Below are 26,904 nucleotides of genomic sequence, written 5' to 3'. Positions count from 1 at the left end.
ACCTTTCTGAAAATTGACATTTTGCGCTTTTATATTCATACACTATTACACCTGTCAGCGGTTATCGCACAGGTTTTGGTTATTAATTCCCCAATTAAATTTTGAAAAATAAACACAATGGCAAAAGTCATTGGTTATTTATCCGTATCGGGTGTGTGTTCATCACATCTGGATGCGTACATCAGCACAATTTGGGCGCGATAATGCGTGCCTGAAACACAGAAATGCACGACAGGAGAGGGTTATGAAGAAAATAAGTTCATTACTGGCAGGATTGCTGCTGGCTATTGGTGTCATGTCCAGTCCCGCCGTTCAGGCCAAAGGCCAGGCGGGTGTTTTTGATTACTATCTGCTGACCTTATCCTGGTCACCCACGTTCTGCCTGACTCACGCCAATAATGAACAGTGCACCAAAGGATATGGCTTTGTGTTGCACGGTTTATGGCCGCAATATACCAATGGCGGTTGGCCGCAGGACTGCCCCCCCATCACCGCGTTGACCGCGCAGGAGCGCAAATACGGCAATACCCTGTTCCCCACTGATGCGTTACTCACCCACGAGTGGAGCAAGCACGGCACCTGTAGCGGGCTGGGGGCGAACGGTTACCTGCAAACGGCAGATAATGCGCTGACCAAGGTAAAAATCCCGGCCAGTTTCCAGGCACCAACTAAGCCACTACAACTGACAGCGCAACAGATTCTGACAGCGTTTCACCAGAGTAATCCGGCTCTGCCGCAAGAGAGTATTGTCGCCATTTGCAGTGGTGCGGAGCTGTCTGAAATCCGCGTCTGCATGGACAAAAACCTGAACTTCCAGTCCTGTGGCAAAGCGGTAAAAACGCAGTGTCGCGACGGTAACATCCGTGTTCCTAACGTGCGTTAACCTGCAATCCTGCGTCTATCACAAGGTAGCGTGCCTCTTTTAGCCCGTCTGATGGCGGGCTTATGTCAATTAATGTAGATACATTGAATAACAATATTTACTTTTGTAAAGATTTCAATTGTATTTATTCTGACTGTGAAATATCACTGTCATCCGAGATCGTTAGCATGACCGGCTGGACATACCCTATTCACCCCAGTGCAGGTACACAGCATGTTTTTGTTTTCACCCCAGGACAGCACCTACACCAGGATGTTGTGCCAGTTTGAATTTCAGGCGCAGCAGGAAGGGATTACCCGTCAGACCATGGCTGCCGCAGTCGCATTCCGTGGCGGGATTCTGCTGGTGCGCCGTAGCGCCAACGATACATTGTTACCCGGCCACTGGGAGATCCCCGGCGGTAGCCGCGAGCCTGGCGACCACAACCTGCTTGCCACGCTGATGCGAGAGTTACAGGAAGAAACCGGTCTGCGGTTACGCTATATCCGTCATTATCTGGGTTTTTTCGATTATCTGACGCCAGCGGATGAAAAGGTTCGTCAGTGGAACTTTCTGGTCGATGTGATGCAGGAGGACGTGTGTTTGAATGAACACGCGCACGATGCGTGGCAGATTGTGCGTCAACCTGCGGATATTCCGGAAGACTGCCCGATCAGTGAAGAGAGCCGCTTTGTCGTCAACGCCGCGATTCGGATGCTATAAACCGCGATAACAGCAAGCCATGACCCCGGCAAGCCGGGGCCAGGTAATACTTACACCAGCTCGCCGAGGGAAGCAGGCTCGAACCCTTTAAGGGTTTCCAGTTTCTGCTGATGAACTTTGGCAGCCCAGTTTGGATCGGTCAGCAGCGCACGCCCTACCGCGATCAAATCAAACTCATCACGCGCCATGCGCTCCAGCAGCTTATCGAGGCTGGCCGGGCTAGCGCCTTTACCGGCAAAAGCACCGAAGAACTCATCCGACAGCCCGACGGAACCCACACTGATCGTGGCGGCACCGGTCACTTTCTTAGCCCAACCAGCAAAGTTCAAACCGTTTTCACCATCCACATCCGGGAATTCCGGTTCCCAGAAACGACGCTGAGAACAATGCAGAATATCCACACCGGCGGATACCAGCGGTGCCAGCCAGTCTTCCAGCGCCAGCGGGGTCGGTGCGAGACGGGCGCTGTAATCTTGCTGTTTCCACTGGCTGACGCGCAGGATCAGCGGGAAATCCGGCCCTACCGCTTCGCGAACACTCTTCACCACCTCAGCAGCAAACCGCGCGCGTTGTTTAACCGTCGCACCACCGAACGCATCGGTGCGCTGATTGGTGCCGCCCCAGAAAAATTGGTCGATCAGGTAGCCGTGTGCACCGTGCAGTTCCAAGGTATCAAACCCCAGGCGTTTCGCATCAGCAGCGGCGCGGCCAAAGGCGGAAATGGTATCGGCGATATCTTCATCGGTCATAGCATGACCGCGTTCGACCTCTGGCGAGAACAAGCCGGACGGGCTTTCGATGTAATCCGGCTCCCACTCTACGCCGTTAAGCGGTGCCGAACCGACATGCCATATCTGCGGCCCCATTTTGCCGCCTGCGGCGTGAACTTCGTTAATCACTTTCTGCCAGCCATTCAGCGCGCGTTCGCCGTGGAAAAACGGAATACCAGGATGATTACGTGAACCGGGGCGGTCTACTACCGTGCCTTCAGACAGAATCAGGCCGACCTCGCCTTCCGCCCGACGGCGATAATAGGCGGCAATATCATCACCCGGAATGCCTTCCGGCGCGAAGCTCCGGGTCATCGGTGCCATCACGATACGGTTTTTTAATTCCAGCGTTTTTAGCGTAAAAGGACGAAACAGCACTTCAGTATTAGCCATGTTACTCATCTCCTTGGGCATGAACTCGTGATGGTATACAATGTAAACTTGGTGTCAATCAGGCACACGAATGCTACCAGGTAGCCTAAAGGAAACCACTATGCTGAAACCCTGCATCGCCCCGTTCTCTCATGCCAACTGCCCCAGCCGTTTTCTGCTGGAACAGATCGCCGATAAATGGTCGGTGCTGGTGCTGGGTGCGTTATGCGAGAAACCGTTACGATTTAACGAAATAAAACGCAGTCTGGAAGGCATTACGCAAAAAGCGCTAACACAATGTCTGCGCAAGCTGGAACGCAACGGCATTGTGGAGCGGCGGGTGTTGACGTTCTCACCGATTGCCGTGGAATACCACATCACGCCACTCGGGCACACCTTGAAGGAGCCCTTTCAGGCGCTTTATCACTGGACGGTGGAATATCTGCCGCAGGTGGCGCGGGCGCGGGAAGTCTTTGACCAACGGCAGGAAGAGCAAAACAAAGCGATGTCCGACAGCTACGCCTAAATAACGGCATCAGTGCGTGGACATCGCCTTTCAAGCGAGCCGGGTCAGGACACAGTAAACGACATCATCATGCCGGTGTCTTCATGCTCCAGCAGATGACAATGCGCCATAAATGCCCGTTCTTTAGGTGCCGGATGATTAAACTGCACCAGTACCTCGCTGCGAGCGCCTTCCACGTGCACAATGTCTTTCCAGCCACGCCGGTGTGCGGCGGGAGGTTTGCCATTTTCGGACAGAATGCGAAAACGGGTGCCGTGAATATGGAAGGGATGCAGCATCATGTCGCCTTGCCCGGAAATGTTCCACACCTCGACGTCACCACGTCGGACATCAAACAAGGGCTGGCCCATCTGGAACGCTACACCATTGATACGGTTGGCGGACAGGATATCCAACGGTGCCGACGCCTGCCCCGCCTGATGGTTCATACCGCCGTGATTCATTCCACCTTGAGGCATGTCGCCATGATTCATGCCCATGCCACCGTGCTGCATTCCGGGCGACGCGGATGACGACATCCCCATACCGCTATGCGACATTCCCTGCATCGCGCCGTGCCCCGCCATATTCATGCCTGCCATCGCTGTCATGCCATAGCGCTGCATCAACGCCTGCATCCCCAGCATGTCGAGCTGCGGGTCCATTGATAGCTGTAGCTGACGCGTTTTCAGCCCTGTGGTTGACGGCAACGCCGGTAGTGTCACCAGCGTTTCTGGCAGTATGCCGGTGCCGGGTTGCAGGGTCGGCTGAATGCGTAATACCGGCAAGGGCTGATCAAACGGCGGCACACTCATTCCCATTTGTGTCACCGGTAGCGTTACCACATCGAACGCCTTGCCATCCCGCGCATCCACCAGCACCTCAAAACGTTCACCCATCAGCACGTTCAGGGCGTTCACTGCCACCGGTTCCGCCAGCAGGCCACCATCGCTGCCAATCACATACAACGGTCGCCCATCGCTGGCCGCCAGCGTCAGCGAACGTGCGTTACAGCCGTTCAATACCCGTAGTCTCAACCATCCGCGTGGCGCGACATGTTGTGGATAACGCACACCGTTGCTCAGCATCAAGTCGCCAAACCAGCCGACCGCCGCCGACATAACATCCAGCTGATAATCAATTTGCCCTTTCGCATCCAGCCGTTTGTCCTGCAAGATCAGAGGAATATCATCCACACCCCATTGCGACGGCAGCGATAATGCCCGGCTGGCGGCATCCTGAATCAAAATCAAGCCACCCAGCCCCATCGCCACCTGGCGGCCGGTCACCCCGTGGGTATGTGGGTGAAACCACGCTGTCGCCGCTGGCTGCTCAACCCGAAATGCGGCGGTCCAGGTTTTACCCGGCGCGATCTCCGCCTGTGGGCCACCATCCGCATTACCCGGAATTTCCATCCCGTGCCAGTGCAGTGTTGTGGTTTCAGGTAGGGTGTTGGTGACATTAAGCGTCACCGCCTGCCCTTGTTCAAGTTGCAGCGCTGGCCCCAGAAATCCGCCGTTAATGCCCCAGGTAGCGGTTTGCTGCCCAGCCAGCCAACGCATATTGCCGGTCTGCAACGTCAGGGCGATATTACCGCCCGCATCCGGTGCCAGCAGCGGCGGCACCGGCAAAGTCGGGCGTTCTTCGGCCCTGGCGGAACGGCTCCACCAGGGCAAGGCACTGGCCGCTCCCAGCATAGCGCTCAATTTGATAAACTCGCGGCGACGCATACGTCTCTCCTCCATGTGGGTATCATTCAGAGAAATGAGGGATAATCACTGGCAGACTGCACCTTCCCGTAACGGGAAGGTCAAGCGCTTTATCTGATGATGGAATACGCCGTTTATGACGGCGCGTTTACCGGGATACCTGTGATTGGCGCAGCCAATTCGCGCGAGACTAATACTCTTTCCGGCCCAGCCAGCGCTCTTTCAGAATGCTTCCGCGTATACCTATATCCAGCAATGGACGCGGTGGGATATAACCAGGTCGCCCCAGCGCCTGCATATCAGCAATCAGCGGGTTGTCAGCACCGATAGCCAGATCGGCCAGCGTGCTGCCTGCTACGGTCTGCTTGGAGATACCAGCACCGTTGCATCCCACAGCGGCATACATATTGTCGCTATATTTTCCCCAGCCCGGAGCCCCATTGCGGGTGACGCTAATCATGCCGGACCAGGTATGGTCAAGCGAGACATCCGCCAGTTGCGGGAAGCGAGACAGGAAAATCGCCTGATGCTGTCGCGTAATCTCTGCCGTGTGGCGAGTAGTGACAGTGTAACCTGGCACATACGCTACATGCTGGCGAATCAGGAAACGATGGTCACGGGTATAACGCAACGTCGCACCCGCGATAGCATTCGCAGGTGTCATCCCCCACTCGTCAATCTGACCGATCCGCTGTTGCTGTTCCGCCGTCAACGGTTCAGTGAGTGTGGCAAACGTCGACAGCCCCACTACCTGACGCGAGAACATAGGGAGCTGTCGGGCGCAGCCATTGGTCGCCACCATCAGATGCCGGGCCCGCACTTCGCCGTAGGGCGTGCGCACCTGTACTGTTTTACCCGGTTGAATCTCCAGCACGGGCGAACGCTCATACAGCGTCACGTTATCGGGCAGACTATCCGCCAGCCCCCGCACCAGCGCCGCCGGGTTGAGCAGCACGCAATTCGGCGTATAGATCGCCGCATGGTAATAGGACGTACCTAGCTTGCGGGCCAATACATCGCCCTGCACTAACTGGTACGGTTCCGACAGCGCCTGCAATTCGTGGGCGTACTGGTCCAGCAATCCATTCAGTTCAGGTCGCACAATGCAATGATACTTGCCGTGGCGGTTCCAGTCGCAATCAATACCATGATGGGCGATCAATGTTTCCAGTTGCGCCAGACCGGCGTGCAGCAACCGGCGGTAGTTGGCGGCTTTTTCCAGCTCGGCAGTGGAGCTGCCGATATTGTGCGGTAGGTCGATGGCGAAGCCGGAATTCCGTGCGGACGCGCTGTCATCAATGTCGATGGCATCCAGCACCACCACCTGCTCATGCGGGCGGTTCTCCGCCATCCGGCGGGCAAACGCCAGCCCGGCGTAACCCGCGCCAATCACCAACCAATCAGCGGTGATTGACCGGCGCAGAGCGGGTCGGCTTTCACGTGACGGCAACATCGCCGACCAGCCGTTGATATTGGCATCCAGCGGTAATGCATTGATGTTCAAAATGTTCTCCCTAATTTAATGCGTATTTTCTGCGATAGTGCGACGGGCAAAAAAATGCCCGCGATGTCGCGGGCATTAATGGAACAAACAACCTTACTTACGACGCTTGTTGCGTCGTTTCTGTTGGTTCGCCGCCAAACCCGCGCAGCCCGACCACATGTACATGCTCGTGATTCTGGAACACTTTTCGCACCAGTTTGTAGGTGGTGCCTTTTTCCGGGCTGATGTTCTCTGGTGCCGCGATAATCAGCTGCATTTCCAGCCGTTCGCACAGCTCGAACAAGGTGGCGATAGACTTGGCATCCAGACGTGCGGCTTCATCGAGGAACAGCAGTCGGCACGGTGAAATATCCTTACCACGCAGGCGACGGGACTCTTCTTCCCAGCTCTGCACTACCATTACCAGAATCGACATCCCGGTGCCGATAGCCTCACCGGTAGACAATGCCCCGCTCTCAGCCCGCAACCAGCCGTCAGCACCGCGGTTGACCTCCACTTCCATCTCCAAATAGTTGCGGTAATCCAGCAGCTCTTCGCCGATGGTCTGTGGCGTGCGCTGCCCCATGTCGATTTCCGGGTTCAGGCGCTGATACAGCTTCGCCAACGCTTCGGAGAAGGTCAGTCGAGTGCTGTTGAACAGGTCCTGATGCAGCTCCTGCTGCTCAGACAGCACATTAAGCAGCGTAGTGTGGGTTTCGCGCACGTTGACATTCAGCCGCACGCTCTTCACCTGCCCAAACGCGACCGCCTGCAATCCCTGATTGAGCATACGGATACGGTTCTGCTCACGCTGAATGGTTTTGCGGATGATGTTCGCCACGCTGCGGGAACTGATTGCCAGCGTCTTCTCACGAGCGGTCAGTTCTTCAGTCAGCCGGTTCAGCTCGATTTCCATCTGTTCGATGGCTTCCACCGGGTCATCGGTGCGGATAATATCCTGACGGATACGCTCGCGCAGATGCTGGTACACCGCAATGTAGAACTGCACTTTGCGTTCCGGCCGTTTCGGATCTTCCGACATGCGCAGCACATCGCGCAGATGTTCGTTGTCCGCCACCGCCTGACGCAACGCCCCCAGCGCCTTATCCGACATGGATCGCAGTTCGTCGCCGCTCATGTACGCCAGTTCACGGCGATGCAGACGGCGTTCGACGCCATTGTCTTTCACCAGCCGCATCACCGCGCACCATCCCGCCTTGGCGGTCACCACCTGCTCGCGCATCACGTGGTAATCGCGCTCCAGCTTACGCAATTTCTTCTGCAAACCGTCCATTTCTGCTTCACAGAAGGTGATCTGTTTCTCCAACTGATTACGGCGGGAACGGTTAGCACTCAGCGCGGCGTGCAGCTCATCGCGACGTGCACGAGCACGCGCTTCGGCGTCCGCATCAGCGCGCACGCCGATGTCCGACAGCTCCTGCGTCAATTCCTTGAGCATGTCGCGCTTGGCGTCATAAGAGCTCTTCAGCGACGCCTGCAACTGGCTGTATTGCGTCAGTTGTGCCTGCTGCTGGCGCAGTTGTTCGCGGGCGCGGGTACGCTCCTGCTCCGCCTGTTCCAGCCGCTGACGCAGTTTGTCGTTAAGATCAGCGTTAGCGTTAAGCATCCCCGCCGAATCGGTATAACTGAAATGCGCGCGGCGCTGTACCACTTCGGTCAGGGCAAATGCCTGCTGCTTGGCAGCGCGCTGCGCCGCCTGTGCCTGCGCGTAATCTTCGCGCATCTGCTCATGCTGTTGCGGATCGTTCTGCAACACCGCCGCCAGCGGCTCCAGTTTCACCAGCGATGCGCCATGCTGCTGCATGAACCGGGCAGCCTCTTCGGCTTCACCCAGCTCTTCACGCAGTTCTTCCACCCGATCCGCCAGCGCGTCGTCGCACAACAGGCTGATACGTGGAATCAGACGGTTCACCATGCCAGCCTGCTCTTTGGCATGTTCATACTGCTGACGTTGCTGCTGGTTTTCACTATCAAAATTGCTGATGGCGCGTTCCAGCTCGCCGCGCCGGGTGCTGATCTGGCGAATCTCCGCTTCCGGATCCGATTCGAATACCACCGCCAGGTGGCTGCCGATAAAACGGCTGAACGCCTGGTGAAGACGCTGAACCTTCTGCACGTCAAACGACAACGTGGCGTACTGTTCAGCCAGTTGCTCGCGCTCTTCACGCAAGCTCTCCAGCCGCTGCTCACGAGCGGCACGGCCGAACAGCGGCACGTCTGGGAAACGCGAGTAGCGCCACTGGCGCTCGGCGATTTTCACCACCACCGCTTTTTCCAGCTCTTCCACTTCGAATACGCTGTCGTCGAACGATTGTGGATCTCCCTCGATCAGGTAGAGATCCTCCGGGCAATCGTCCAAACCAGCCAGTTGTTCACGCACCAGCGATAAATCTGCCACCACGATGGCGTGGCGTGATGGACCGTATAACGCGGAAAAGTACGGCGCGTCATCCAGCGTAACGTCATCATAAATTTCGGAGAGCAACACCCCGCCAAACCGTTCCGCCAGCGCATTAAGACGCGGGTCCTCGGAACCACCCGGCTGGCTCAGGCGCTCAATTTGTGCATCCACCTGTTGTTTGCGTGCCGACACGCTGTCGCGTTCCACCGTGGTTTCACGCTCGCGCTCCAACAGTTGTTGCATAAATTCGGTGACCTGCTGGCTGTCAACGAAGTTTTCACCGCTCTGCTCGCCAAGCTGGGTCAAGGCTTCCTGTGCTGCCAGCCATACTGGCGCACGGGCGGTCAACTGTGTGATGCGCTGTTGGATCTGCTCCAACTCCTGACGCAGCGCCAAACGATGTTCGCCCGCTTGCGATACACGGACGGACAAGTCCTCGATACGGGCTTCCAGCTCCTGCTGTAAGCTATCAAGATCTTCTGGCTGGTAATCCTGACCGCTACGCTTGACGAACTCCTGCAACAGGCGCTCGGCGTCCTGTTGCTCACGCCGACGTTGCTCCAGCTCTGATAACCGCATCCGTAACGGCTGCACCTGCTCGGCCAGATAGCGCTGGGAAGAACTGTCACGCAGTACATCTCGGGCCACATCCCAGGCGTCGCTGCGGCTGATAGCGCCAGCGATACGGCACACCAGTTGGTACGCGTGCTCGAACTGGCTGTTGGCGGCATCCGCCACGCTCAATTTCTGCTCCAGCATCAACAGCAGTTCGGTGGCTTCCTGCTCTTTAGCCTGGAAACTGTCGAGCCATTCATCGGCATTGTCCGGCGTCAGTTCCGGCACCTGGCACAGGCTACGAGCGCGCTCCAGTGCCTGCTGCGCCTGGTTGTACTGAATAGCACGCGTCTGCTGTACATCCAGCGCCTGCTGGTAGTCAGCCAGTTGGCTTTTCAGTTCATCCACTTCCTGCTCGGCGGCATCGGCGCGGGCTTCACTCTCTTCCAGCTGATCGCGCGCTTCTTCCACCACCTCGTTTTGCTCTTCCAGACGGTAGCTCAGCTCTTCCAGATCGGCATTGTAACGTTCGATCTTCTCCTGCTGACGCATCGCGGTCTGCACCAGATTGAGGTGGTCGCTGGCGGCCTGATAATCGGTTTCCAGATCGCTTTCAGCACCGCTCTGTTCTTGCAGTTCCCGCGCCATTTCTACATGACGGGTCTGCTCGGTAATCAGCTGCTTGCGGCTGGAGAACAATTCACGACGTAGCGCCAGCGCGCCATCCAGATGAATACGGCGCTCGTTGGCATGACGCATGTAATCCGCCGCCACGTAGGAGGTGGCTTCGGAAATCAGGTGTTTGAACAGGTCGCGGTCCGACTGGGTAACACGAATCGCCTCCAGTGTCATGCGGTTTTCACGCAGCGCGGCTTCCATGTCCTGGAAGGCTTTACGCACACCACTGTTTTCCGGCAACAGATAGTCACGCAACGACCGGGTGATAGCGCTGGAGATCCCGCCGTACAGCGAGGCTTCGATCAGGCGGTAGAACTTGCTACGGTCCGATGCCGAACGCAGACGCCGCGGCACCACACCAAGGTCAAACATCAGCGAGTGGTAATCGGTAATAGAGTTGAACTGCTTGAACTGGACGCCTTCGTACTCGTCGAGCCGGTCTTTCACTTCCTGTAGCGACAACACCCGCGCCTGACGATCTCCAACCGTCTGGGTGAGGATCTGCGTTGGCGAGACGGCGACCGGCAGCCCCTGAATGGTAAAGGGTTTGATGTCGACCTTACGGTCACGCCCGGCAACCTGCTGCAACCTGACCCCGACCATCACGCGCTGATGCCGCGAATTGACCACATCCAGCACCGAGTAACACACGCCAGCGCGCAGCTTGCCGTGCAGCCCCTTATCACGGGAACCGCTGGTCGCCCCGGCTTCCGTGGTATTACGGAAATGCAGCAGCGTCAGGTCTGGAATCAGGGCGGTGATAAACGCCGCCATGGTGGTGGATTTCCCGGCACCGTTGCCCCCGGACAGAGTAGTCACCAGTTCGTCCAGATCAAAGGTGCGGGCGAAAAAACCGTTCCAGTTAACCAGCGTCAGTGAGCGAAACTTACCGCGTTCAATCATTCCTGTTCATCCTCAGCACGTTGGTCATCACTGGAAGCGTTATCACCAGTACCATCCCCCTCATCGCTATCATCCAGCGACAGGCTGCCGTCTATCGGCATGGCTTCGCCATCACGGATCATCCGCAGTTGTGCTTCGCGCGGATCGTCGCCACTGCGCACATCCGCGCCGAAACGGAACACTGCCTCGGTAATGCGGAATTTGCTGCTGTCGGTGCCCATGAAATAAATCATGCCGAGACGACGTAACCGGTTGAGCGAGGTGCGGACTTTCTCCTGCAGTTTCTGACGGTCGAGGTCAGACCCGGTAGAACGCTGGTTCACCAGTTTCAGCAGTTTGTTTTCGTCCGCCAGGCTCAGTAGTTCCTCGTACAGCTCTTGCTGGCTGAAAATCCCCTCGTGCGCCAGCCGTTCCGGGCTGAGGTAGAGGTAACAGAGGATCTTGCCCACCATCATGTCCAGCTCAGACAACACCGAACGCGGGATAAGCGTGGTGGAGCGCGGTCGCAGGTAGAAAAAGCCTTCCGGCGCGCGAATCAGTTCCACATTGTAGCGGCCGTAGAACTGTTCCAGCTCATCCTGAAAATCCATCAGGAAAACGTGATTCTCCAGCTCTTCCACGCCAATATGGCGGCCAGCACGCAACTGGCTGTCCAGCGCCGGAAACAATGTGTTGGAGAGCGCGGTCATCAGCCGCACGGAAACGTGTTGATCAATATTTATCGATGACATGGGCCTGCACCTTGGCTCCGTAATCATTGATTGCCTGCCACAGCGCAGGCAATCCGGTGAAATCAGCTTCGGCCACGCCCAGGCGAACCGCCTGGTCGACCACGATTCGGGCAACGTCGAAATGCTGCGAGCGCGGATACTGCGTCAGGTACTCCCGCACGACATCGCCCAGATTAAGCGGTATTTGTTGCTGTTTGTATTTTTGCAGCGCCTGCTCGATCATCGCGGCGATCTGCTCGCGAATTTCGCTAAAGGCTTCATACTCCAGATCCGGCGGTAATTCGCCGGTGACTTCCTCGGAACGCAACGCCAGTTCCTCATCGCGCATATCGAGCAAGCGATCCGCATTGGCGTAGGTCAGCGCCCACGGGGCCTCAAAATAGCTCTGTACCGACTGGCGCAACCGCTGGGCGAATACCCGGTTTTTATCCATGTCGATAGCGGTACGGATAAATTTGTGTACGTGACGGTCATAGCCAATCCACAGGTCGATGCTCTGTTGGCCCCAGCTAATGATGCGGTCGAGCTTACCCTGCAAATCGAATACCAGATTGTCGACAAACGACAGCGCCGCCTGGCCGAGCGTGGCGTCCTGAATACGCAGCAGGCTGGTCTGTAGCTTATCGCCCGCCGCTTCCAGCGTGTCCTGCAATTCCCGCAGGGTGTCGGACGTTTCCGTCAGCAACTTTTCACAGTTGGAAATCGCCGCGCGCCAGTCCTGATTGAGCAGCCCGGCGATGTTCTCTTTCACCCCTTGCTGCTGCTCATCCATCACACGTTGTGACAGGTCGATACTGTCGAAAATCTCCGCCACCGAATACTTGAGCGGCGCGAAAACATTGCGATGCCAGTGGAACTCGTCGCCGCCCTCTTCCGCCGCTTCCGCCGCCCGGCCCAGTTCCTGTGCCACGATCGACAGTTGCATCGACAAGCGCAGCGCGGAAAACTCGCGCTGGCGAATGTAATAGTCGGTGATGCCGATACCCAATGGCGTCAGGCGATAAATCGCATTGCCGTCCGCCAGTTCGCTGGTAAAACGGTTGATCAACCGCTGACGCACCAGATCGTTGATCGCATTATTGGCGCGCACCGGAATGGTTTCATTGGTCTGCTCAAACCCCTTACTGACATGACGGAAGGCGTCCACCAGTTCCCCTTCGCTCATTTCGCCGTCCATTCGCTCACCATTCAGGGTGGCGATAGCCAGCAAAAACGCCAGACGCTCGGTGGGTAGCGTAATGGCGAAGTCATTTTTTCTCGCCCAGGCAACCAGTTCGGGTACGGTCTGGGAAAAATCACTCATAATGCATCCTTCATAGGGGGCTTGTGCGCCATGACATGCTTGTGTGCCATAATATGCTTGTGTGCCATAACATGAATGTAGCGCCCCAGGCTGACAAAGGGTTCCTGTCGGCAATAACGCTGTTCCAGCGCCAGCAGCAGGTCAAAATCGTCAATCTGTTGTTGCTTGTTCTGTAGATAATCGTGAAACACCCGAATGCCAGTCTTGCCGCTCAGCTGTAGCCCCAGTTCGTCGAGCCACTGATAGACCTGTGGTGGGTCAAGCGGGTGATCCGGCGACAGCGAACGGCGCTTGCGCTTGGGCATACCGGCGTCCACATAGCCAAAATTACCCAGCACCATGTTCCGCATTACCAGCGCCTGGTGGTTGTAAAACATCAGCGACATCGCCCCGCCCGGTGCCAGACAGTCGGTCAGCGCCTGCAACGCCTGCTGCGGCTCCGCCACCCACTCCAGCACCGCGTGAAACAGCACCAGATCCACCGGCTGTGACAAATGCGCGCCGACATCCTGCGCCGCGCAGCGCACAAAGCGCATATTATCAGCCACACCCGCTTCCTGCGCCGCCTCACGGGCGCGCGCAATCATCTCATCGGACAGGTCGCACAACAACACCTGGTGCCCTAAGGCAGCCAGACGGCGGGACATCGGCCCTTCGCCGCCACCGGCGTCCAAGATGCGTAACGGCCGCGGCGGCAGGCGTGTCAACAGGATCTCCAGATCCTGCCACAATATCGTTTGACGTAATCGCCCCTTGGTGGTGCCATAAATATTTCGGGCAAACTTGTCAGCGATATCGTTAAAATTACGATCCTGCATTCCACGGTTCCGTATGATGGGTGATTGCACTACCTGAACAACTGGTTTTTCTCTGAACCTGATATTCTGTCACAGGCTGGCCTAGAATAAATGGTCTGAACGCCTATTTTCACCCGTATGGCGTTTTTTCATTCAAAAGGGACGCTATTTTATGCTGTTTGCCGTCAAAAAATACATCGGTAGTCTGTTGCTGCCACTACCGTTGCTGATGCTGATCATCGGGTTTGCCCTCGCGCTGCTGTGGTTTACTCGCTGGCAGAAAACCGCCCGGATCCTGCTGACCGGAGGCTGGCTGGTATTGCTGTTGCTGAGTTTGCAGCCGGTAGCCGATCGGCTGCTGTTACCACTGGAATCACGCTATCCGACCTGGACGCCGAATTTCCCCACGGCAAATTACATCGTGGTACTGGGTGGTGGTTACACCTTCAATCCCGACTGGCCCCCCAGCGCTAACCTTATCAACAACAGTCTGTCTCGTGTCACCGAAGGCATCAGACTATGGCGTGCTAACCCTGGTGCTAAGCTTATTTTCACCGGCGCAGCCGCGCAGGGTAACCCGGTTACCAGTGCCAGCACCGCGGCCCGTGTCGCCGAAAGTCTCGGTGTCCCGGCGCAGGATATCCTGTTGGTGGATCAGGCACGTGACACCGAAGAGGAGGCGGCCGGAACCGAAGCACTGGTCGGCAAACAGCCATTCCTGCTGGTGACGTCCGCCAATCATCTGCCTCGCGCCATCCGCTTTTTCCAGGCGCGCGGGTTACACCCGATTCCGGCACCCGCCAACCAATTAGCTATCACCTCGCCGCTGAATCCGTGGGAACGGGTATTTCCGTCCGCACTCTATCTATCGCACAGCGAGCGCGCCTGGTATGAAGGGCTTGGTCTGATCTGGCAAAAAATGAAAGGCATTACTCCACCGCCGGAATCCTGATATCTTCACGCGGGTGACCCATGTTCGCCCGCGTCATCGGTTATTCCAGCCAGGGCAGTAATTCGCGGGTGGCGGTATCAAACAATGGGCGATCCAACTGGCCGGTATGGATGTAGCGGGAAACCGCCGCCCACAGGATGTACAACCAACGGCGGCAAACAAAGGACTCAGACAGTGGTGCCTGCTTCAGGTAATGGTAAAACAGATGTTCCGGCATACCCGGTTCTTCACATAAACGGAACAGGTCGTACTCACGTGGCGCCCACAACATCATGCCGGGATTGATCATCGCCAGCAGTTGATCGCTACGCGGGTCTTTCAGCATACTGCGCAGCGTCAGGTTGCCATGCACCAGCACGCTATTGTCATCGAAATCCTCAAACAACGTGGGCAGACTCTGCCGGGAACGGTACAGCACGGCGCGGTCCTGCTGCGTCAACTGCGTAGCGTTGACATTCATCAGCGTAGCCCACAGCACCTCCAGCCGTTGGCGATACCAGTTCGGCCAGCTGTTCTCCTGCGTGCTGTCCACCGTGCCGACGCAGCCGTGGCTATCAATTCGATGCCAGGCCAACATACTTTCGACAATCTGGTCCATCAGCAGCGTCCAGCGTTGAGGCGAACGAGATGGCGCTTCCACCGACACGCCGCGCAAACGCTCGATAAGCAGCAGCTCTTTGTAAGGTGCCTGATGGGTCATCACCATCCCGTAGACGGTCGGCAGCCTGACTTCACCTTCCCGAGCCAGCATGGTCAGCTTGTAGGCTTCCTGTCCGGCAATGCCCTGACAGATATAACTTTTCGCCAGCAACGGCATCGCGTTGCCCGCGCGGTCATACAAAGCATACAGATGCGCATAAGGTTGTTCACTGATGCGTTCAAGACGGCTGAGCGATTCGCCCAGCACCGTACTCAACTCAGCTTTTAACAGTTCCATAGGCGATAAAATCTCGCTGTTACAGGCAGATTCTTACACTTATCATGCGAGCAGCACACAACAATTTCCCCAATACAGATCAAAGAAAACGGGATATGTCATAGTGCATACCGGTTAACGAAATGCGGGAGTCAGCCTGAGCGGGTCGCTCATATGGCGACTGCCATCGTTGTAGGCAGAAAAATGCCCGCCGAGGCGGGCACCGGTTATATCATCCAGCGGTTTTCCGATAAATACCGTGGATAGCAGCACTTTCACCGCTTATTTCAGCTCGAACGCCCCCAGATCTGGTGCCGCGCCTTTATAAGCAATCTTGACGTCACCGCCCTTGTCAATCATCCAGCTGTCTGATGCCAGACGCAGGTTTTTCAGCACCGGCAAACTGCCATCAGCCTGACGCGCTGCATCCCAACCCGTCGTTGACACACTCTGGAATTCAGCATCGGAAATCACGTTGCTGAAGTTCCAGGAGTTGTAACGCATGTTGGCACCATCGGTATAGGCCAGCGATTGCGAACGTGCAGCATAAGAAATGTTGTTACGCAGCGTACCTAACGCGATGGCGTTACCGTTCGCATCAATCCCTCTCATGCTGTAATTGATGGTATTTTTGAACGATGTGTTGTTGAAGAAATCATTCGCCACTGGGTGATGATTGGCATAGAAACCCGCGGCTTTATTCAGGAACGCTACCGAGTTCCGCACTATGTGCTTCGGCGCATTGCTCACGTATTTCGCGCCATATCCCCCAGCTTTGAAGCCGTTGCCGTTACCCGCCGGTAACGACGTCGTGGTGCCCGGCAGATACCCGTGCGACCAGGCCCAGGAGTTCTCAATCGTGACTGCCGAGTAAGCGTTGATCAGATCAAAACCATCATCCGAGTTAGCCCAGGCACGGCAACCGCTGAAAATGTTGCCAGGCATATTAGCGGCAATATGCGCGCCAAAACCATCACCACTCTGACCCGCGCCATTAGACGTCAGCGGATCATAGTTATGGTGCGAGTCAGAATTAAGAACGGTGTTATATGCACCATTCTGTAAGAACAGCCCCGTCCCCATGATGTGATGGATATCGAGCTGCTCAAACCGATTGTTGCTGCCCTTGATCCACACACCCCATGACTCGTGGTTTTTATTGTTGTTTTGCGGCACCCCTTTTATTTCAAGCCCTTTAAGGGTGATCCAATCTGCGACGACGTTAAATCCTTTAACGCGGCAATCGTCTTTCATCTTGCTAAAATCAAACACCGGTGTTTCACCAGTATAAGCAACATATTCGATGCGTTTACCCGAAGTACCACTCTTATTTAGGGTAATGGCGTTCACGATATCCGTCTGACTGGCGCAGCTGTTAAGCCCGGCGGTGAAGGTGTAAGTACCACCGCGAACCCACAGCCGGTCACCAGGAGAGAGGGTTTGCTGCGCCCGAGCAAAAGATTTCCAGGGGGCACTCTTGCTACCGCTGGCTGAATCACTGCCATTCGGTGCCAGATAATATTCAGCAGCCAGACTTTGTGCCGCCGTCCCGGCCAACACACATCCAATTATTGCGGGTAAAAATTTCTTATTCACTTTCATTGTGTCACTCCATCCTTAAGTAAAACAAAACCCAGAGCATTTACCACCATGGGATAAAATGCCGTTCAATAATAAGTCATGATTAATAATTGTGCACCTGCGCCACGGGATTTTATTATTCCTGCTAATAAATTTATTCATCAAGCGATACCCTAAATAATTCGAGTTGCGGGACAACACGACGCGTTGGCCCTTTAGGGCAAGGCGCAGAATGAGCCTTGTAACGCAGCCAACAGACCAGCGACTTGAAGTATGATGGGTATATACCATGGGTAGCATAACAATAGCGGCGGGTGAGTAGCGTATTTCCCGGCTTTACTGATAGCCGGCAATCTGTGAGATAAAAAAAAGCGTATACGCCAACCGCGAATACGCTTATCGAGAAGACTCGTGAAATTCCGAAATCAGTCTGCCGACATCACCGCTCTAACACGAGCCAGATCTTCCGGTGTATCCACCCCTACGCTCGGCACTTCTTTGGCGACGGCCACATGAATTTTTTCGCCATACCAAAGCACACGTAATTGCTCCAGCATTTCGATTTTCTCCAGTTGGCTGGGTGCCCAGCCTACATAGCGACGAATAAACCCAGCACGGTAGGCATAAATCCCGATATGACGCAGGAAATGATCGCCAATAGCGTCACGGGATTCGGCAAACCGATCCCGCTCCCACGGAATCGTGGCTCGCGAGAAGTAAAGCGCATACCCTTCGGCATCCGTCACTACTTTTACCGCGTTCGGATTAAACGCTTCTTCACTGGTGGTAATCGGCACCGCCAGCGTAGCCATACCCGCACGGCTACCTGCCAGATTATCGGCAACCTGACGGATAATCACCGGCGGAATCAGCGGCTCATCGCCCTGTACGTTGACAATAATTTCATCATCCGCAAAGCCGTAACGGTCGATAACCTCAGCCAACCGCTCAGTACCTGAGTTATGGTCCGGGCTAGTCAGGCAAACTTCACCCCCCGCCAGTTCAATAGCACGAGCAACATCGGGGTGATCGGTTGCCACCACTACACGGCTGGCACCGGACTCGCGGGCGCGCTCCATCACGTGCACCACCATCGGCTTGCCATGAATATCCGCCAGCGGCTTACCCGGTAACCGGGTGGAGGCATAGCGGGCAGGAATAATTGCGGTAAACGTCATTGTGCGATCTCATCCGGTGCCAACGTGCGGGCTTCATTTTCCAGCAGAACAGGAATGCCGTCCCGCACCGGGTAAGCCAACCCTTCGACTTTGCAAATCAGTTCCTGTTTTTCTTTGTCAAAAATCAGCCGCCCGTTACACACTGGGCAAGCCACGATTTCAAGCAAACGATGATCCATGCTTCCTCCATCAAGAAGCGATTATCAAAAATATAGCCGTTCAACCGGTTTCAGTCTGACGCGACACGCGATGTGCATCAATCAGATGCGTCAGACGCTGTAACAGTAACGCCGACTCTGGTGCTGACAATACGGCATCAACCGGTAAATACCACCAGTTGGCACAAGCAAAAGTGCGACATTTCACCGCATCCTTTTCCGTCATGATCAGGGGCTGCTGGTCATTATCGGTCAGTGCCTGTAATTCTTCCGGTTGCCAATGCTGATGGTCAGCGAACGCCACTTCACGCACCACGGTGCTTCCCAGCGCTTTCAGCGTAGCAAAAAAGCGCGGTGGGTGGCCGATCCCCGCCATGGCGACTAGCGGAGGCAGTGTTGATACCAGACGGCGTTCTCCGGTCAGCAGATTAACCGCGTCTCCCGCCGTGAGCTGCATAGCGATTTCACCACTTTGTGCCTCACCGCCATTCACAATAACAGCATCAACCGAACGCAGACGCGAAGCCCGCTCCCGCATCGGCCCGGCTGGCAGCCACCAGCCATTGCCAAAGCGGCGCACACCATCCACCACCACCAGCTCCATATCCCGTGCCAGCGCGTAATGTTGCAAGCCATCATCGGTCACGATGACATCCAGCGGCTGATGTGTCAGCAACGCTGATACTGCATCACGCCGATTGGGTGCTACAGCGACCGGCGCACCAGTACGCTGGTAAATCAGCACCGGCTCATCACCAGCCTGTGCGGTGGTCACCTCATCGGTAACCCGCAACGGATAGCGCTCGGCCTTACCGCCATAACCACGCGATACCACCCCGACGCGATACCCTTGCTGTTGTAACTGCTCTACCAGCCAGATCACCACCGGTGTTTTGCCGTTACCACCAGCGGTCAGGTTGCCTACCACGACCACCGGCACAGGTGCTCGCCACACATTCCGCCAGCCGCAACGGTAACTCAGCCGGATAAGATGGCTAATCAGGCCATAAAGTAACGATAACGGCAGCAACAGCCAGTACAACGGGGAGCGCCCCGACCAGATGCGTTCAATCATGCGCCAAACTGCAATTTGTGCAGCTGGGCATACGCCCCGTTTCGGGCCAGCAATTCAGCGTGCTGACCACGTTCGATGATCTGCCCGTCTTCCACCACCAGAATTTCGTCTGCCTTCTCAATGGTCGATAATCGGTGGGCGATCACCAATGCGGTACGGTTTTTCTGTAGTTCGTCCAGCGCCGCCTGAATGGCACGCTCTGACTCAGTATCCAGCGCCGAGGTGGCCTCATCCAATACCAGAATCGGACAATCACGCAGCAGTGCACGGGCAATCGCAATACGTTGACGCTGCCCACCAGACAGCAACACACCGTTTTCGCCAATCACCGTATCCAGGCCTTGCTCTAATTTGCCAATGAAATCCATCGCATGAGCCATTTGAGCGGCACGCTCGATATCTTCGCGGCTATAGCGATCACCACGGGCATACGCGATATTGTTGGCAATCGTATCATTGAACAGATGGACGTTCTGGGACACTAACGCAACCTGGCTACGCAATGACGGTAGCGTGTAATCGCGCAGGTCATGCCCATCCAGCAGAATCTCACCAGACTGGATATCGTAAAACCGAGTGATAAGGTTGGCGATAGTCGACTTACCTGATCCGGAACGCCCCACCAGCGCTACGGTTTTACCCGGTGGAATCCGTAGGCTAACGTTTTTAAGCGCCAGAGTTTCCTTGCCAGGGTATGCAAAATTAACATTACGGAACTCTACATCGCCCTGAGCGCGATCCAGTACGCGTGTTCCGCTGTCTTTTTCCTGCTCGGTGTCCAGAATGGCGAACAGTGTCTGACAAGCAGCCATACCACGCTGGAACTGGGAATTGACGTTAGTCAGTGACTTCAGTGGACGCATCAGGGTGAACATGGAGGAAAACACCACCGTGATAGTACCCGGCGTCAATGCCTTCATCACGCTCTCAAAACTGGCCGCATACAGCACGAAGGCCAACGCCAGCGAGGCGATAAACTGCACCACGGGATCAGAAATGGCTGACGCAGACACCATTTTCATGCCCTGCTGCCGCATACGGTTACTGACCTGGTTGAAGCGTCCTTCTTCGACTTTCTGCCCGCCGAAAATCAACACTTCCTTATGCCCTTTCAACATCTGCTCGGCACTGGTCGTCACCTGCCCCATCGTGTTCTGCATGTTTTTACTGATGCTGCGAAAACGCTTGGACACCACACGCATACTGTAAGAAACGAACGGCGCGATGACGATCAAAATCAGTGACAACTGCCAGCTGTACCAGAACATCAGCACGAACAGACCAATAATCGATGCGCCTTCCCTGACCACGGTAACCAGCGCATTTGACGACGACGACGCTACCTGTTCAGAGTCGTAGGTGATGCGGGAAAGCAGCGTCCCGGTAGACTGTTGATCGAAGAATGAAACCGGCATCCCCATGATGTGGCCGAACAGGCGACGGCGCATGTTCATGACCACTTTGCCCGATACCCAGGCCACACAATAACTGGAAATATAGCTGGAGATACCGCGCATAATCATCAGCCCGATAATAGCCAACGGCATCCACACCATCACACTTCGATCCGCCTTGCCGAATCCATCATCCAGCAATGGCTTGAGCAGGGACAGCATCAGCGTATCGCCAGCGGCGTTAATCACCAGCGCCACCGCCGCGACGGCAAGCCCGGCCTTATAAGGGGAGATCATCGGCCATAGGCGACGAAACGTCTGCCACGTGGAGAGATCTTTATCATTAATCATGCAATAAACCTGAGCCTTTGATAAATAGCCGTCTATTATTACTCATTATCCCGGTAAGCGCCAAACCACTGATGATACCAGCGGGGAGATATTTCACCCCGGTAGCGCAACATTTCGATGCCTTCGTCGAAAAAACGCACACTCAGTTGCCCATCACTGGCAGTATCGTGCCAATTATCCCCACGCTGATGGTAACGACGCCTGACACTGACAGACGGTAAACGCCACGGATTGTAGCGGGAGTTGGACGACAGTGCCTGCCCCGCGCCCACCGCCCGTAAAAATGGTGGTGATGATGACGTGGCACTCCCATGATGCGGCACCTGCAGGATATCCGCCGCCAGCATTTCACGTTGAGTTCGCAGCAGTATGGCTTCATCTTCATGCTCCAAATCGCCCGTCAGCAGTACCCGATAGCGCCCATCGTCCACCCTTACGACGCAAGAATCATGATTACCCGCTTCACGCACCCGCAACGGCGGCCAGATAACGCTGAACGTCAACCCTTGCCAATGCCATCGTTCACCTTGTACGCAAGGTCGGTGCTCTGGTTCAAGCAACGGACTGTATACCGGGACAGGCGAAAACGCGCGCTGTAATGCCTCAAGTCCACCACGGTGATCCAGATGGCTATGACTGAGGATAATCCCCTCCAGTTGTAATCCTCGCCATTTAAGGTAAGGCACGATTTCGCGGTCAGCCATATTGCCGCCGTCCCAGCCGGGACCGGTATCATACAGCCAGGCTTTGCCCTGTCGTTCAATGACCACCGCCAACCCGTGACCGACATCCAGCATGTCAACCCGCCAGGATGGCGCAGGCGATTTAGGCCGCAACGCCACTATCAGTACCAGCGCCAGCAGACTGAGCGGATAAGCTCGCCACCAGGCAAAACGCCAGACGATGACAGCCAGCCATCCCGCCACACTGTAAGGCACCACATTTTCACCCAGCGACAACCAGCCTGGCGGTATCGCCTGCAACGGTAGGAAAACCAGTGCCAGCGAACGATCAGCCAGCCACCACACACCTTGTGCCGCCATCGGGATAACCATCAGTGGCAATGCCAGCAAAATTAACGGGGTAGTAATAAACGATACCAGTGGCACCGCCCACAGATTGGCCGGTAGTGAACTCAAGCTGACGCCGTGAAACAGCCACACTTGTAGCGGCATCAACAACAGGGTGATTCCCATCTGCAAATGTAATCCGCGCAGCCATACCCAACGTTTGGGTCGTTGCAGATGCGTCGGTAGCGGTGCCCACTGATACCAGAAAATCAGGGCGGCGACCGCCAGCGCAGAAAGCCAGAAGCTGTCCGATAACACGCTCAACGGATCAGTCACCAGAATCAGCGCTACGCACCATAACCATACCTGCCATGATGAAACCGAGACACCGCGTATCCTTAGCAACGTCCAGCATGATAACGCCAACGCAGCCCTTATCGCTGGTGGGTTCCCACCCGACAACCAGACATATCCCCAAGCGCAGCACAACCCACACCATAACGGCACACGATGCTCAATCCAATGAACCGGCAACAAATAGTGCACCGCACGAACCACGCCCCAGCCCGACAAGGCCGCCAGCACGATATGCAATCCCGATATCGCCATCAGGTGCATGATGCCGGTTTGCCGAAGCACGTCGAGAATGTCATTCTCCACCAGCGTCATCTCACCGATCGCCAGCGCCAGTATTATCGATTGCCACGGCAACGACCGTGTTTGCCGTTCCACCTGCGCAACCAGACGCTGGCGCAAACCGCATTCTGCCTTCAGCACGGAGGCGGAAAGTATCCGACCGGTCAGTGGCTGTGCTTTAGCCAGCGCCCAACGCTGCCGGTCAAAACCGCCCTCGTTCAACCGACTGTGTACCGGACGTAACCGCAACCGAGCCTCCCACTGCTGCCCACCGCACCAGTTTGCCATCTGCGGTTGCGCATCCAAGCGCGCATAAAGCGGTGGAAACACCCAACGCCCGTTGATCTCCCACACGCGTACTACGACTTGCCCGGCATCCGCCTGCGCAAATCGGACGCTACTGACGCCAACCCTTGCCGTCACCGGTCGCTGGGTAAACTGTTCCACCTGATTCAATATCACTCGGCCACTGTCGAGGCTCCAGATCACCCCTAACGCCACCAACCCAACGGGATAGAAGCGCGTCTTAAGTAGCCACAATACAGGTAGCCACCACACCAAAGAGCCGCTATCCGGTAACGTCGGTAATATCAGCAATAACAACGGGCCCGTTATCAACGTCACAGCCAGTTGATTCAATGAAATTCTGATGGCTTATCCCTCACCCGTTATTACCGATTCCCGGTGGTCATCCTGACTGGGATGCAGTGTGCCAACCCCGATGCACTGGCAAAAGTAGCGCATGGAAAACCCGGAATCGGTTACGCAAACAACCGCAACGGTTGCAATCTATTGCAATAACGCTGCGAGGTGACACGAGCACGACATCGGACCGTCGATTCTCGTATTGACAAGCAGAAGCGGTTCATTGAATGGTATGCATCAGACCACATCTGGCGGTTATGACTAGTCGTGGCTCAAACAGGGATATGCCACGAACTATTGGCAAAAAATGGAAGGAAACATTGTCCTATGACGGATAAAAACAGCATTCTCATCTTCAGTGTATTGGCGTTGTCCGCCTGCTCAATGGCACCACGCAACGAACCGGCAGATAGTGCCTTTCGGCATGTGGCTCTTGCCGCCAACGAGTGCACCACCGATTTACTGGCACAGGTAAAGCACCTTGATGGGAAATATCGGGTAATAACGCGGTATTACATCAAAAACCAGACTATCGACACGACTGGAGGGGGCAAGATCATCGACACACAGGTGCGAGAGATCCCCGCCATCAACGCAGACGCGCTGGATAAGGGCGAGACAGGCAGCGCATGGCGCGACTGCATGAAGCAGAAAAACGCACTGGTGTCAGAAATCGTGATGAGTCAATCATAGACAGGCGGCCTGAATACTCACCCGCCGCCAAAAGCATCAGGGCCGGAAGTCGGCCCTGATTGTCAGTGAAATTATTTCGCCTCTACCGGCGGTTTGATTTCACCCATTTCCTTGATTTTACGGGACAGTTCGCGGCGTTCTTTTGACAGTTCCGCGTTTTTGATGATGTATTCATCTACACGGTCCTCATAGTCGCTACGCATGTTGGCAATAATGTTCTGGATATCTTCAATCGACATACCCGGCTTGATGTACTCGCTCAGGTTATCCAACAGCAGCACACGTTTCTGGTTATCACGGACTTTCTTTTCATTATCCGCAATTTCACGCTGCAACTTGTTCTTGCGACGGAACATACGCACGAATTCCAGCACATCCTGGAAACATGGTTTAGTGTTACCCTTCTCCATTTTTCTACCCTTACTTAACGATCAAAATTCGTTATGCGAAGACCGCGCTACTCCGGGCTATATCCCACAATAATGCGCATCGTCCTCCGCCCTGATAACAATCGTCGCCTTGATAACAATCGTTGCCTTGATAACAATCTTTGCTCTGATAACACTGTGTGAGCGATACCAGCGACGTACATCATGGCGGAACATAGACTCACCATACAGGTTAGCCACTATCGTCGACAAGGTGGTTTTCCCCTATCATCGATGCAATCGTTGTCTTTATGTGCACCCTATCACTCCCGCGCTCCGATTGCACCTGACTCGATTCAACACCACATCGCATCACACATGCTAGCTTCTGTCAGACAACAGGATGGTTTACCATGACGGCTTTGTGTTGTCCGTCACCGTTTTTACTGAAAGAACGATGAGTTGCCCTTAAACTGGCGAGCCGTTCCGCATGGCCTTTCCGCCGGGCAAAACCGACGGTGACAAACGTGCTTCGCGGCAGTATGACTGGTTTACCAGCGCTTGCCGTCGCCAGGCTGAACAGAGAGAAACCGTGCAAAATCAACACACCGAACCCACTTTTTTCATTCATGACTATGAAACCTTTGGCAAGCATCCAGCCAAAGATCGTCCAGCGCAGTTCGCTGGTGTCCGTACCGATTTGAATTTTAATGTGATTGGCGAGCCGGTAGTGATCTACTGTCAACCAACCGACGATTATCTACCCGACCCGGAAGCGGTGATGATTACCGGCATCACACCGCAGGTGGCGCAAAATCGTGGGATGCGCGAAGTGGCATTCGCCCGTCATATCCATGACGCCTTCAGTGTGCCGGGCACCTGCATCATGGGATACAACAACATTCGGTTTGATGACGAAGTCAGTCGGAATCTGTTCTATCGCAACTTCTACGACCCTTATGCCTATAGTTGGCAAAACGGTAATTCCCGCTGGGATTTACTGGATATGCTGCGGGCGTGCTATGCCTTACGCCCAGACGGCATAGTCTGGCCGGAAAACGATGACGGTTTTCCCAGTTTCAGGCTGGAACACCTGACGCGCGCCAATGGCGTTGAACACACTCAGGCGCACGACGCCATGTCGGATGTGTATGCCACTATCGCCATGGCGCGCCTGCTCAAACAATCGCAGCCGAAATTGTTCGACTATCTCTATACGTTGCGTAACAAGAACAAAGTCAGCGCGTTAATCGATATTCCGCAAATGAAACCGCTGGTGCACGTTTCCGGCATGTTTGGCGCAGCGCGCGGTAATACTAGCTGGATTGTGCCGCTGGCCTGGCATCCGGATAACCGTAACGCGGTCATCGTCTGCGATCTGGCAGGCGACATTCAGCCACTGCTGGAACTGAATGCGGATGAACTGCGCACCCGGCTTTATACCCGCCGTGCGCTGCTGGCGGAAGATGAATCACCGGTGCCTGTCAAACTGGTGCATATCAATAAATGTCCGGTTCTGGCACCAGCCAGCACACTGCGCCCGGAAGATGCTGAGCGGCTGGGTATTGACCGTCAGCACTGCCTGAACAATCTACAGTTGCTGCGTCAGCATGGCAGCGTACGGGAGAAAGTGGTGGCGCTGTTTGCTGATGCCCCGCCGTTTGAAGCGGCGACGGATGTGGACCTGAAACTGTACGATGGTTTTTTCAGCGACGCCGACCGGGCCGCCATGGACATTATCCGTAAAACTGACCCCCAGCACCTTCCGGCCCTGAATCTTCAGTTTGCCGATCGCCGGGTGGAGGAATTGCTGTTCCGCTACCGGGCGCGCAATTTCCCCGGCACGCTTGATGAGCAAGAGCAGCAGCGCTGGCTGGCGCATCGCCGAGAGGTCTTTACCCCCGAGCGGTTGCAGTCTTATTCAGATTTGTTGGAGAGCTTGTATCAGCAGTACGCGGATGACGAGAAAAAAACCGCGCTACTCAAAGCGCTGGTTGCCTATGCCCAACAGCTGGTCGCCTGAAGCATGGCAACATCGCAACAGGGCACACAGCATGTGCTTACTGCCACGGTGACACCGATCTCTCCGTTGCTGTTGCTTTAACACATAAAAAACAGGCTCCCGCGGGAGCCT

Annotated in this window: 21 protein-coding genes; 6 read left to right on the top strand and 15 right to left on the bottom strand. The window is 55.5% G+C overall.

Annotated features, from left to right (window positions below; all coding sequences use genetic code 11):
- Positions 1-244 precede the first annotated feature (244 nt).
- Positions 245-883 carry a ribonuclease T2 family protein gene (locus tag OB87_RS05610; RefSeq protein ID WP_033568442.1) on the top strand — a complete coding sequence of 213 codons (639 nt, stop codon included), beginning with the start codon at positions 245-247 and terminating at the stop codon, positions 881-883.
- Between the two features lie 213 nt (positions 884-1,096).
- Positions 1,097-1,585, top strand: coding sequence for an NUDIX hydrolase (locus tag OB87_RS05605; RefSeq protein ID WP_033568441.1), 489 nt, complete (start codon positions 1,097-1,099; stop codon positions 1,583-1,585).
- A gap of 50 nt (positions 1,586-1,635) precedes the next feature.
- Here OB87_RS05605 and OB87_RS05600 read toward each other — a convergent pair whose 3' ends face one another.
- A complete protein-coding gene (locus OB87_RS05600) occupies positions 1,636-2,748 on the bottom strand; it encodes an NADH:flavin oxidoreductase (RefSeq protein WP_033568440.1) in 1,113 nt (370 codons plus the stop codon).
- A 100-nt stretch (positions 2,749-2,848) separates the two neighbouring features.
- On the opposite strand from OB87_RS05600, the gene OB87_RS05595 reads away from it, so the two are divergent.
- On the top strand, positions 2,849-3,253 hold the full coding sequence (locus OB87_RS05595) for a winged helix-turn-helix transcriptional regulator (RefSeq protein WP_235425241.1): 405 nt from the start codon (positions 2,849-2,851) through the stop codon (positions 3,251-3,253).
- 44 nt (positions 3,254-3,297) lie between these two features.
- Here the strand turns inward: OB87_RS05595 and cueO are convergent, their stop codons facing one another.
- The 6 genes from cueO to cmoM all read right to left on the bottom strand — a co-directional run bounded on the left by cueO (position 3,298) and on the right by cmoM (position 13,834).
- Positions 3,298-4,962, bottom strand: a complete 1,665-nt coding sequence (cueO, locus tag OB87_RS05590) for a multicopper oxidase CueO (RefSeq protein WP_033568438.1) — start codon at positions 4,960-4,962, stop codon at positions 3,298-3,300.
- Positions 4,963-5,131: 169 nt separating this feature from the next.
- A complete protein-coding gene (locus OB87_RS05585) occupies positions 5,132-6,445 on the bottom strand; it encodes an NAD(P)/FAD-dependent oxidoreductase (RefSeq protein WP_033568437.1) in 1,314 nt (437 codons plus the stop codon).
- Positions 6,446-6,542: 97 nt separating this feature from the next.
- A complete protein-coding gene (gene mukB, locus OB87_RS05580) occupies positions 6,543-10,982 on the bottom strand; it encodes a chromosome partition protein MukB (RefSeq protein WP_033568436.1) in 4,440 nt (1,479 codons plus the stop codon).
- The gene (gene mukE / locus OB87_RS05575) at positions 10,979-11,713 is read right to left on the bottom strand and encodes a chromosome partition protein MukE (RefSeq protein ID WP_033568435.1); all 735 of its coding nucleotides are present in this window, start codon (positions 11,711-11,713) and stop codon (positions 10,979-10,981) included. The genes mukB and mukE overlap by 4 nt, the downstream gene beginning before the upstream one ends.
- On the bottom strand, positions 11,694-13,016 hold the full coding sequence (gene mukF / locus OB87_RS05570) for a chromosome partition protein MukF (RefSeq protein WP_033568434.1): 1,323 nt from the start codon (positions 13,014-13,016) through the stop codon (positions 11,694-11,696). The genes mukE and mukF overlap by 20 nt, the downstream gene beginning before the upstream one ends.
- Positions 13,013-13,834 carry a tRNA uridine 5-oxyacetic acid(34) methyltransferase CmoM gene (gene cmoM / locus OB87_RS05565; RefSeq protein ID WP_033568433.1) on the bottom strand — a complete coding sequence of 274 codons (822 nt, stop codon included), beginning with the start codon at positions 13,832-13,834 and terminating at the stop codon, positions 13,013-13,015. Before cmoM ends, mukF begins: the two co-directional genes overlap by 4 nt.
- Positions 13,835-13,985: 151 nt before the next feature.
- On the opposite strand from cmoM, the gene elyC reads away from it, so the two are divergent.
- Complete coding sequence (elyC, locus tag OB87_RS05560; protein ID WP_033568432.1) at positions 13,986-14,765, top strand: envelope biogenesis factor ElyC; 780 nt, start codon at positions 13,986-13,988, stop codon at positions 14,763-14,765.
- 40 nt (positions 14,766-14,805) lie between these two features.
- On the opposite strand, the gene OB87_RS05555 is transcribed toward elyC, so the two are convergent.
- The 7 genes from OB87_RS05555 to OB87_RS05525 all read right to left on the bottom strand — a co-directional run bounded on the left by OB87_RS05555 (position 14,806) and on the right by OB87_RS05525 (position 23,688).
- Positions 14,806-15,702 (bottom strand): YcbJ family phosphotransferase, encoded by an 897-nt coding sequence (locus OB87_RS05555; protein WP_033568431.1) that lies wholly within the window; start codon positions 15,700-15,702, stop codon positions 14,806-14,808.
- A gap of 261 nt (positions 15,703-15,963) precedes the next feature.
- Entirely contained in the window at positions 15,964-17,283 is a 1,320-nt protein-coding gene (gene pelN, locus OB87_RS05550; protein ID WP_033568430.1) for a pectate lyase PelN, read from the bottom strand.
- A gap of 404 nt (positions 17,284-17,687) precedes the next feature.
- On the bottom strand, positions 17,688-18,440 hold the full coding sequence (kdsB, locus tag OB87_RS05545; RefSeq protein ID WP_033568429.1) for a 3-deoxy-manno-octulosonate cytidylyltransferase: 753 nt from the start codon (positions 18,438-18,440) through the stop codon (positions 17,688-17,690).
- Positions 18,437-18,619 carry a Trm112 family protein gene (locus OB87_RS05540; protein WP_033568428.1) on the bottom strand — a complete coding sequence of 61 codons (183 nt, stop codon included), beginning with the start codon at positions 18,617-18,619 and terminating at the stop codon, positions 18,437-18,439. Before OB87_RS05540 ends, kdsB begins: the two co-directional genes overlap by 4 nt.
- A 40-nt stretch (positions 18,620-18,659) precedes the next feature.
- The gene (gene lpxK / locus OB87_RS05535) at positions 18,660-19,673 is read right to left on the bottom strand and encodes a tetraacyldisaccharide 4'-kinase (protein WP_033568427.1); all 1,014 of its coding nucleotides are present in this window, start codon (positions 19,671-19,673) and stop codon (positions 18,660-18,662) included.
- Positions 19,670-21,418: a lipid A ABC transporter ATP-binding protein/permease MsbA gene (gene msbA, locus OB87_RS05530; RefSeq protein ID WP_033568426.1), complete on the bottom strand. Its 1,749-nt coding sequence runs from the start codon at positions 21,416-21,418 to the stop codon at positions 19,670-19,672. Before msbA ends, lpxK begins: the two co-directional genes overlap by 4 nt.
- Before the next feature lie 38 nt (positions 21,419-21,456).
- Positions 21,457-23,688, bottom strand: coding sequence for a ComEC family protein (locus OB87_RS05525; RefSeq protein WP_235425240.1), 2,232 nt, complete (start codon positions 23,686-23,688; stop codon positions 21,457-21,459).
- Positions 23,689-24,036: 348 nt separating this feature from the next.
- Here OB87_RS05525 and OB87_RS05520 point away from each other — a divergent pair, with 348 nt between their 5' ends.
- A complete protein-coding gene (locus OB87_RS05520; protein ID WP_033568424.1) occupies positions 24,037-24,402 on the top strand; it encodes a hypothetical protein in 366 nt (121 codons plus the stop codon).
- 71 nt (positions 24,403-24,473) lie between these two features.
- On the opposite strand, the gene OB87_RS05515 is transcribed toward OB87_RS05520, so the two are convergent.
- Complete coding sequence (locus OB87_RS05515; protein ID WP_033568423.1) at positions 24,474-24,812, bottom strand: DUF496 family protein; 339 nt, start codon at positions 24,810-24,812, stop codon at positions 24,474-24,476.
- A gap of 550 nt (positions 24,813-25,362) precedes the next feature.
- Here OB87_RS05515 and sbcB point away from each other — a divergent pair.
- Positions 25,363-26,793, top strand: coding sequence for an exodeoxyribonuclease I (gene sbcB, locus OB87_RS05510; protein ID WP_033568478.1), 1,431 nt, complete (start codon positions 25,363-25,365; stop codon positions 26,791-26,793).
- Positions 26,794-26,904 lie beyond the last annotated feature (111 nt).

This window comes from Dickeya undicola, assembly GCF_000784735.1.
GTDB lineage: Bacteria > Pseudomonadota > Gammaproteobacteria > Enterobacterales > Enterobacteriaceae > Dickeya > Dickeya undicola.
The sequence above is the reverse complement of the archived record's forward strand: the minus strand, read 5'-3'. Positions and strand labels throughout refer to the sequence as shown.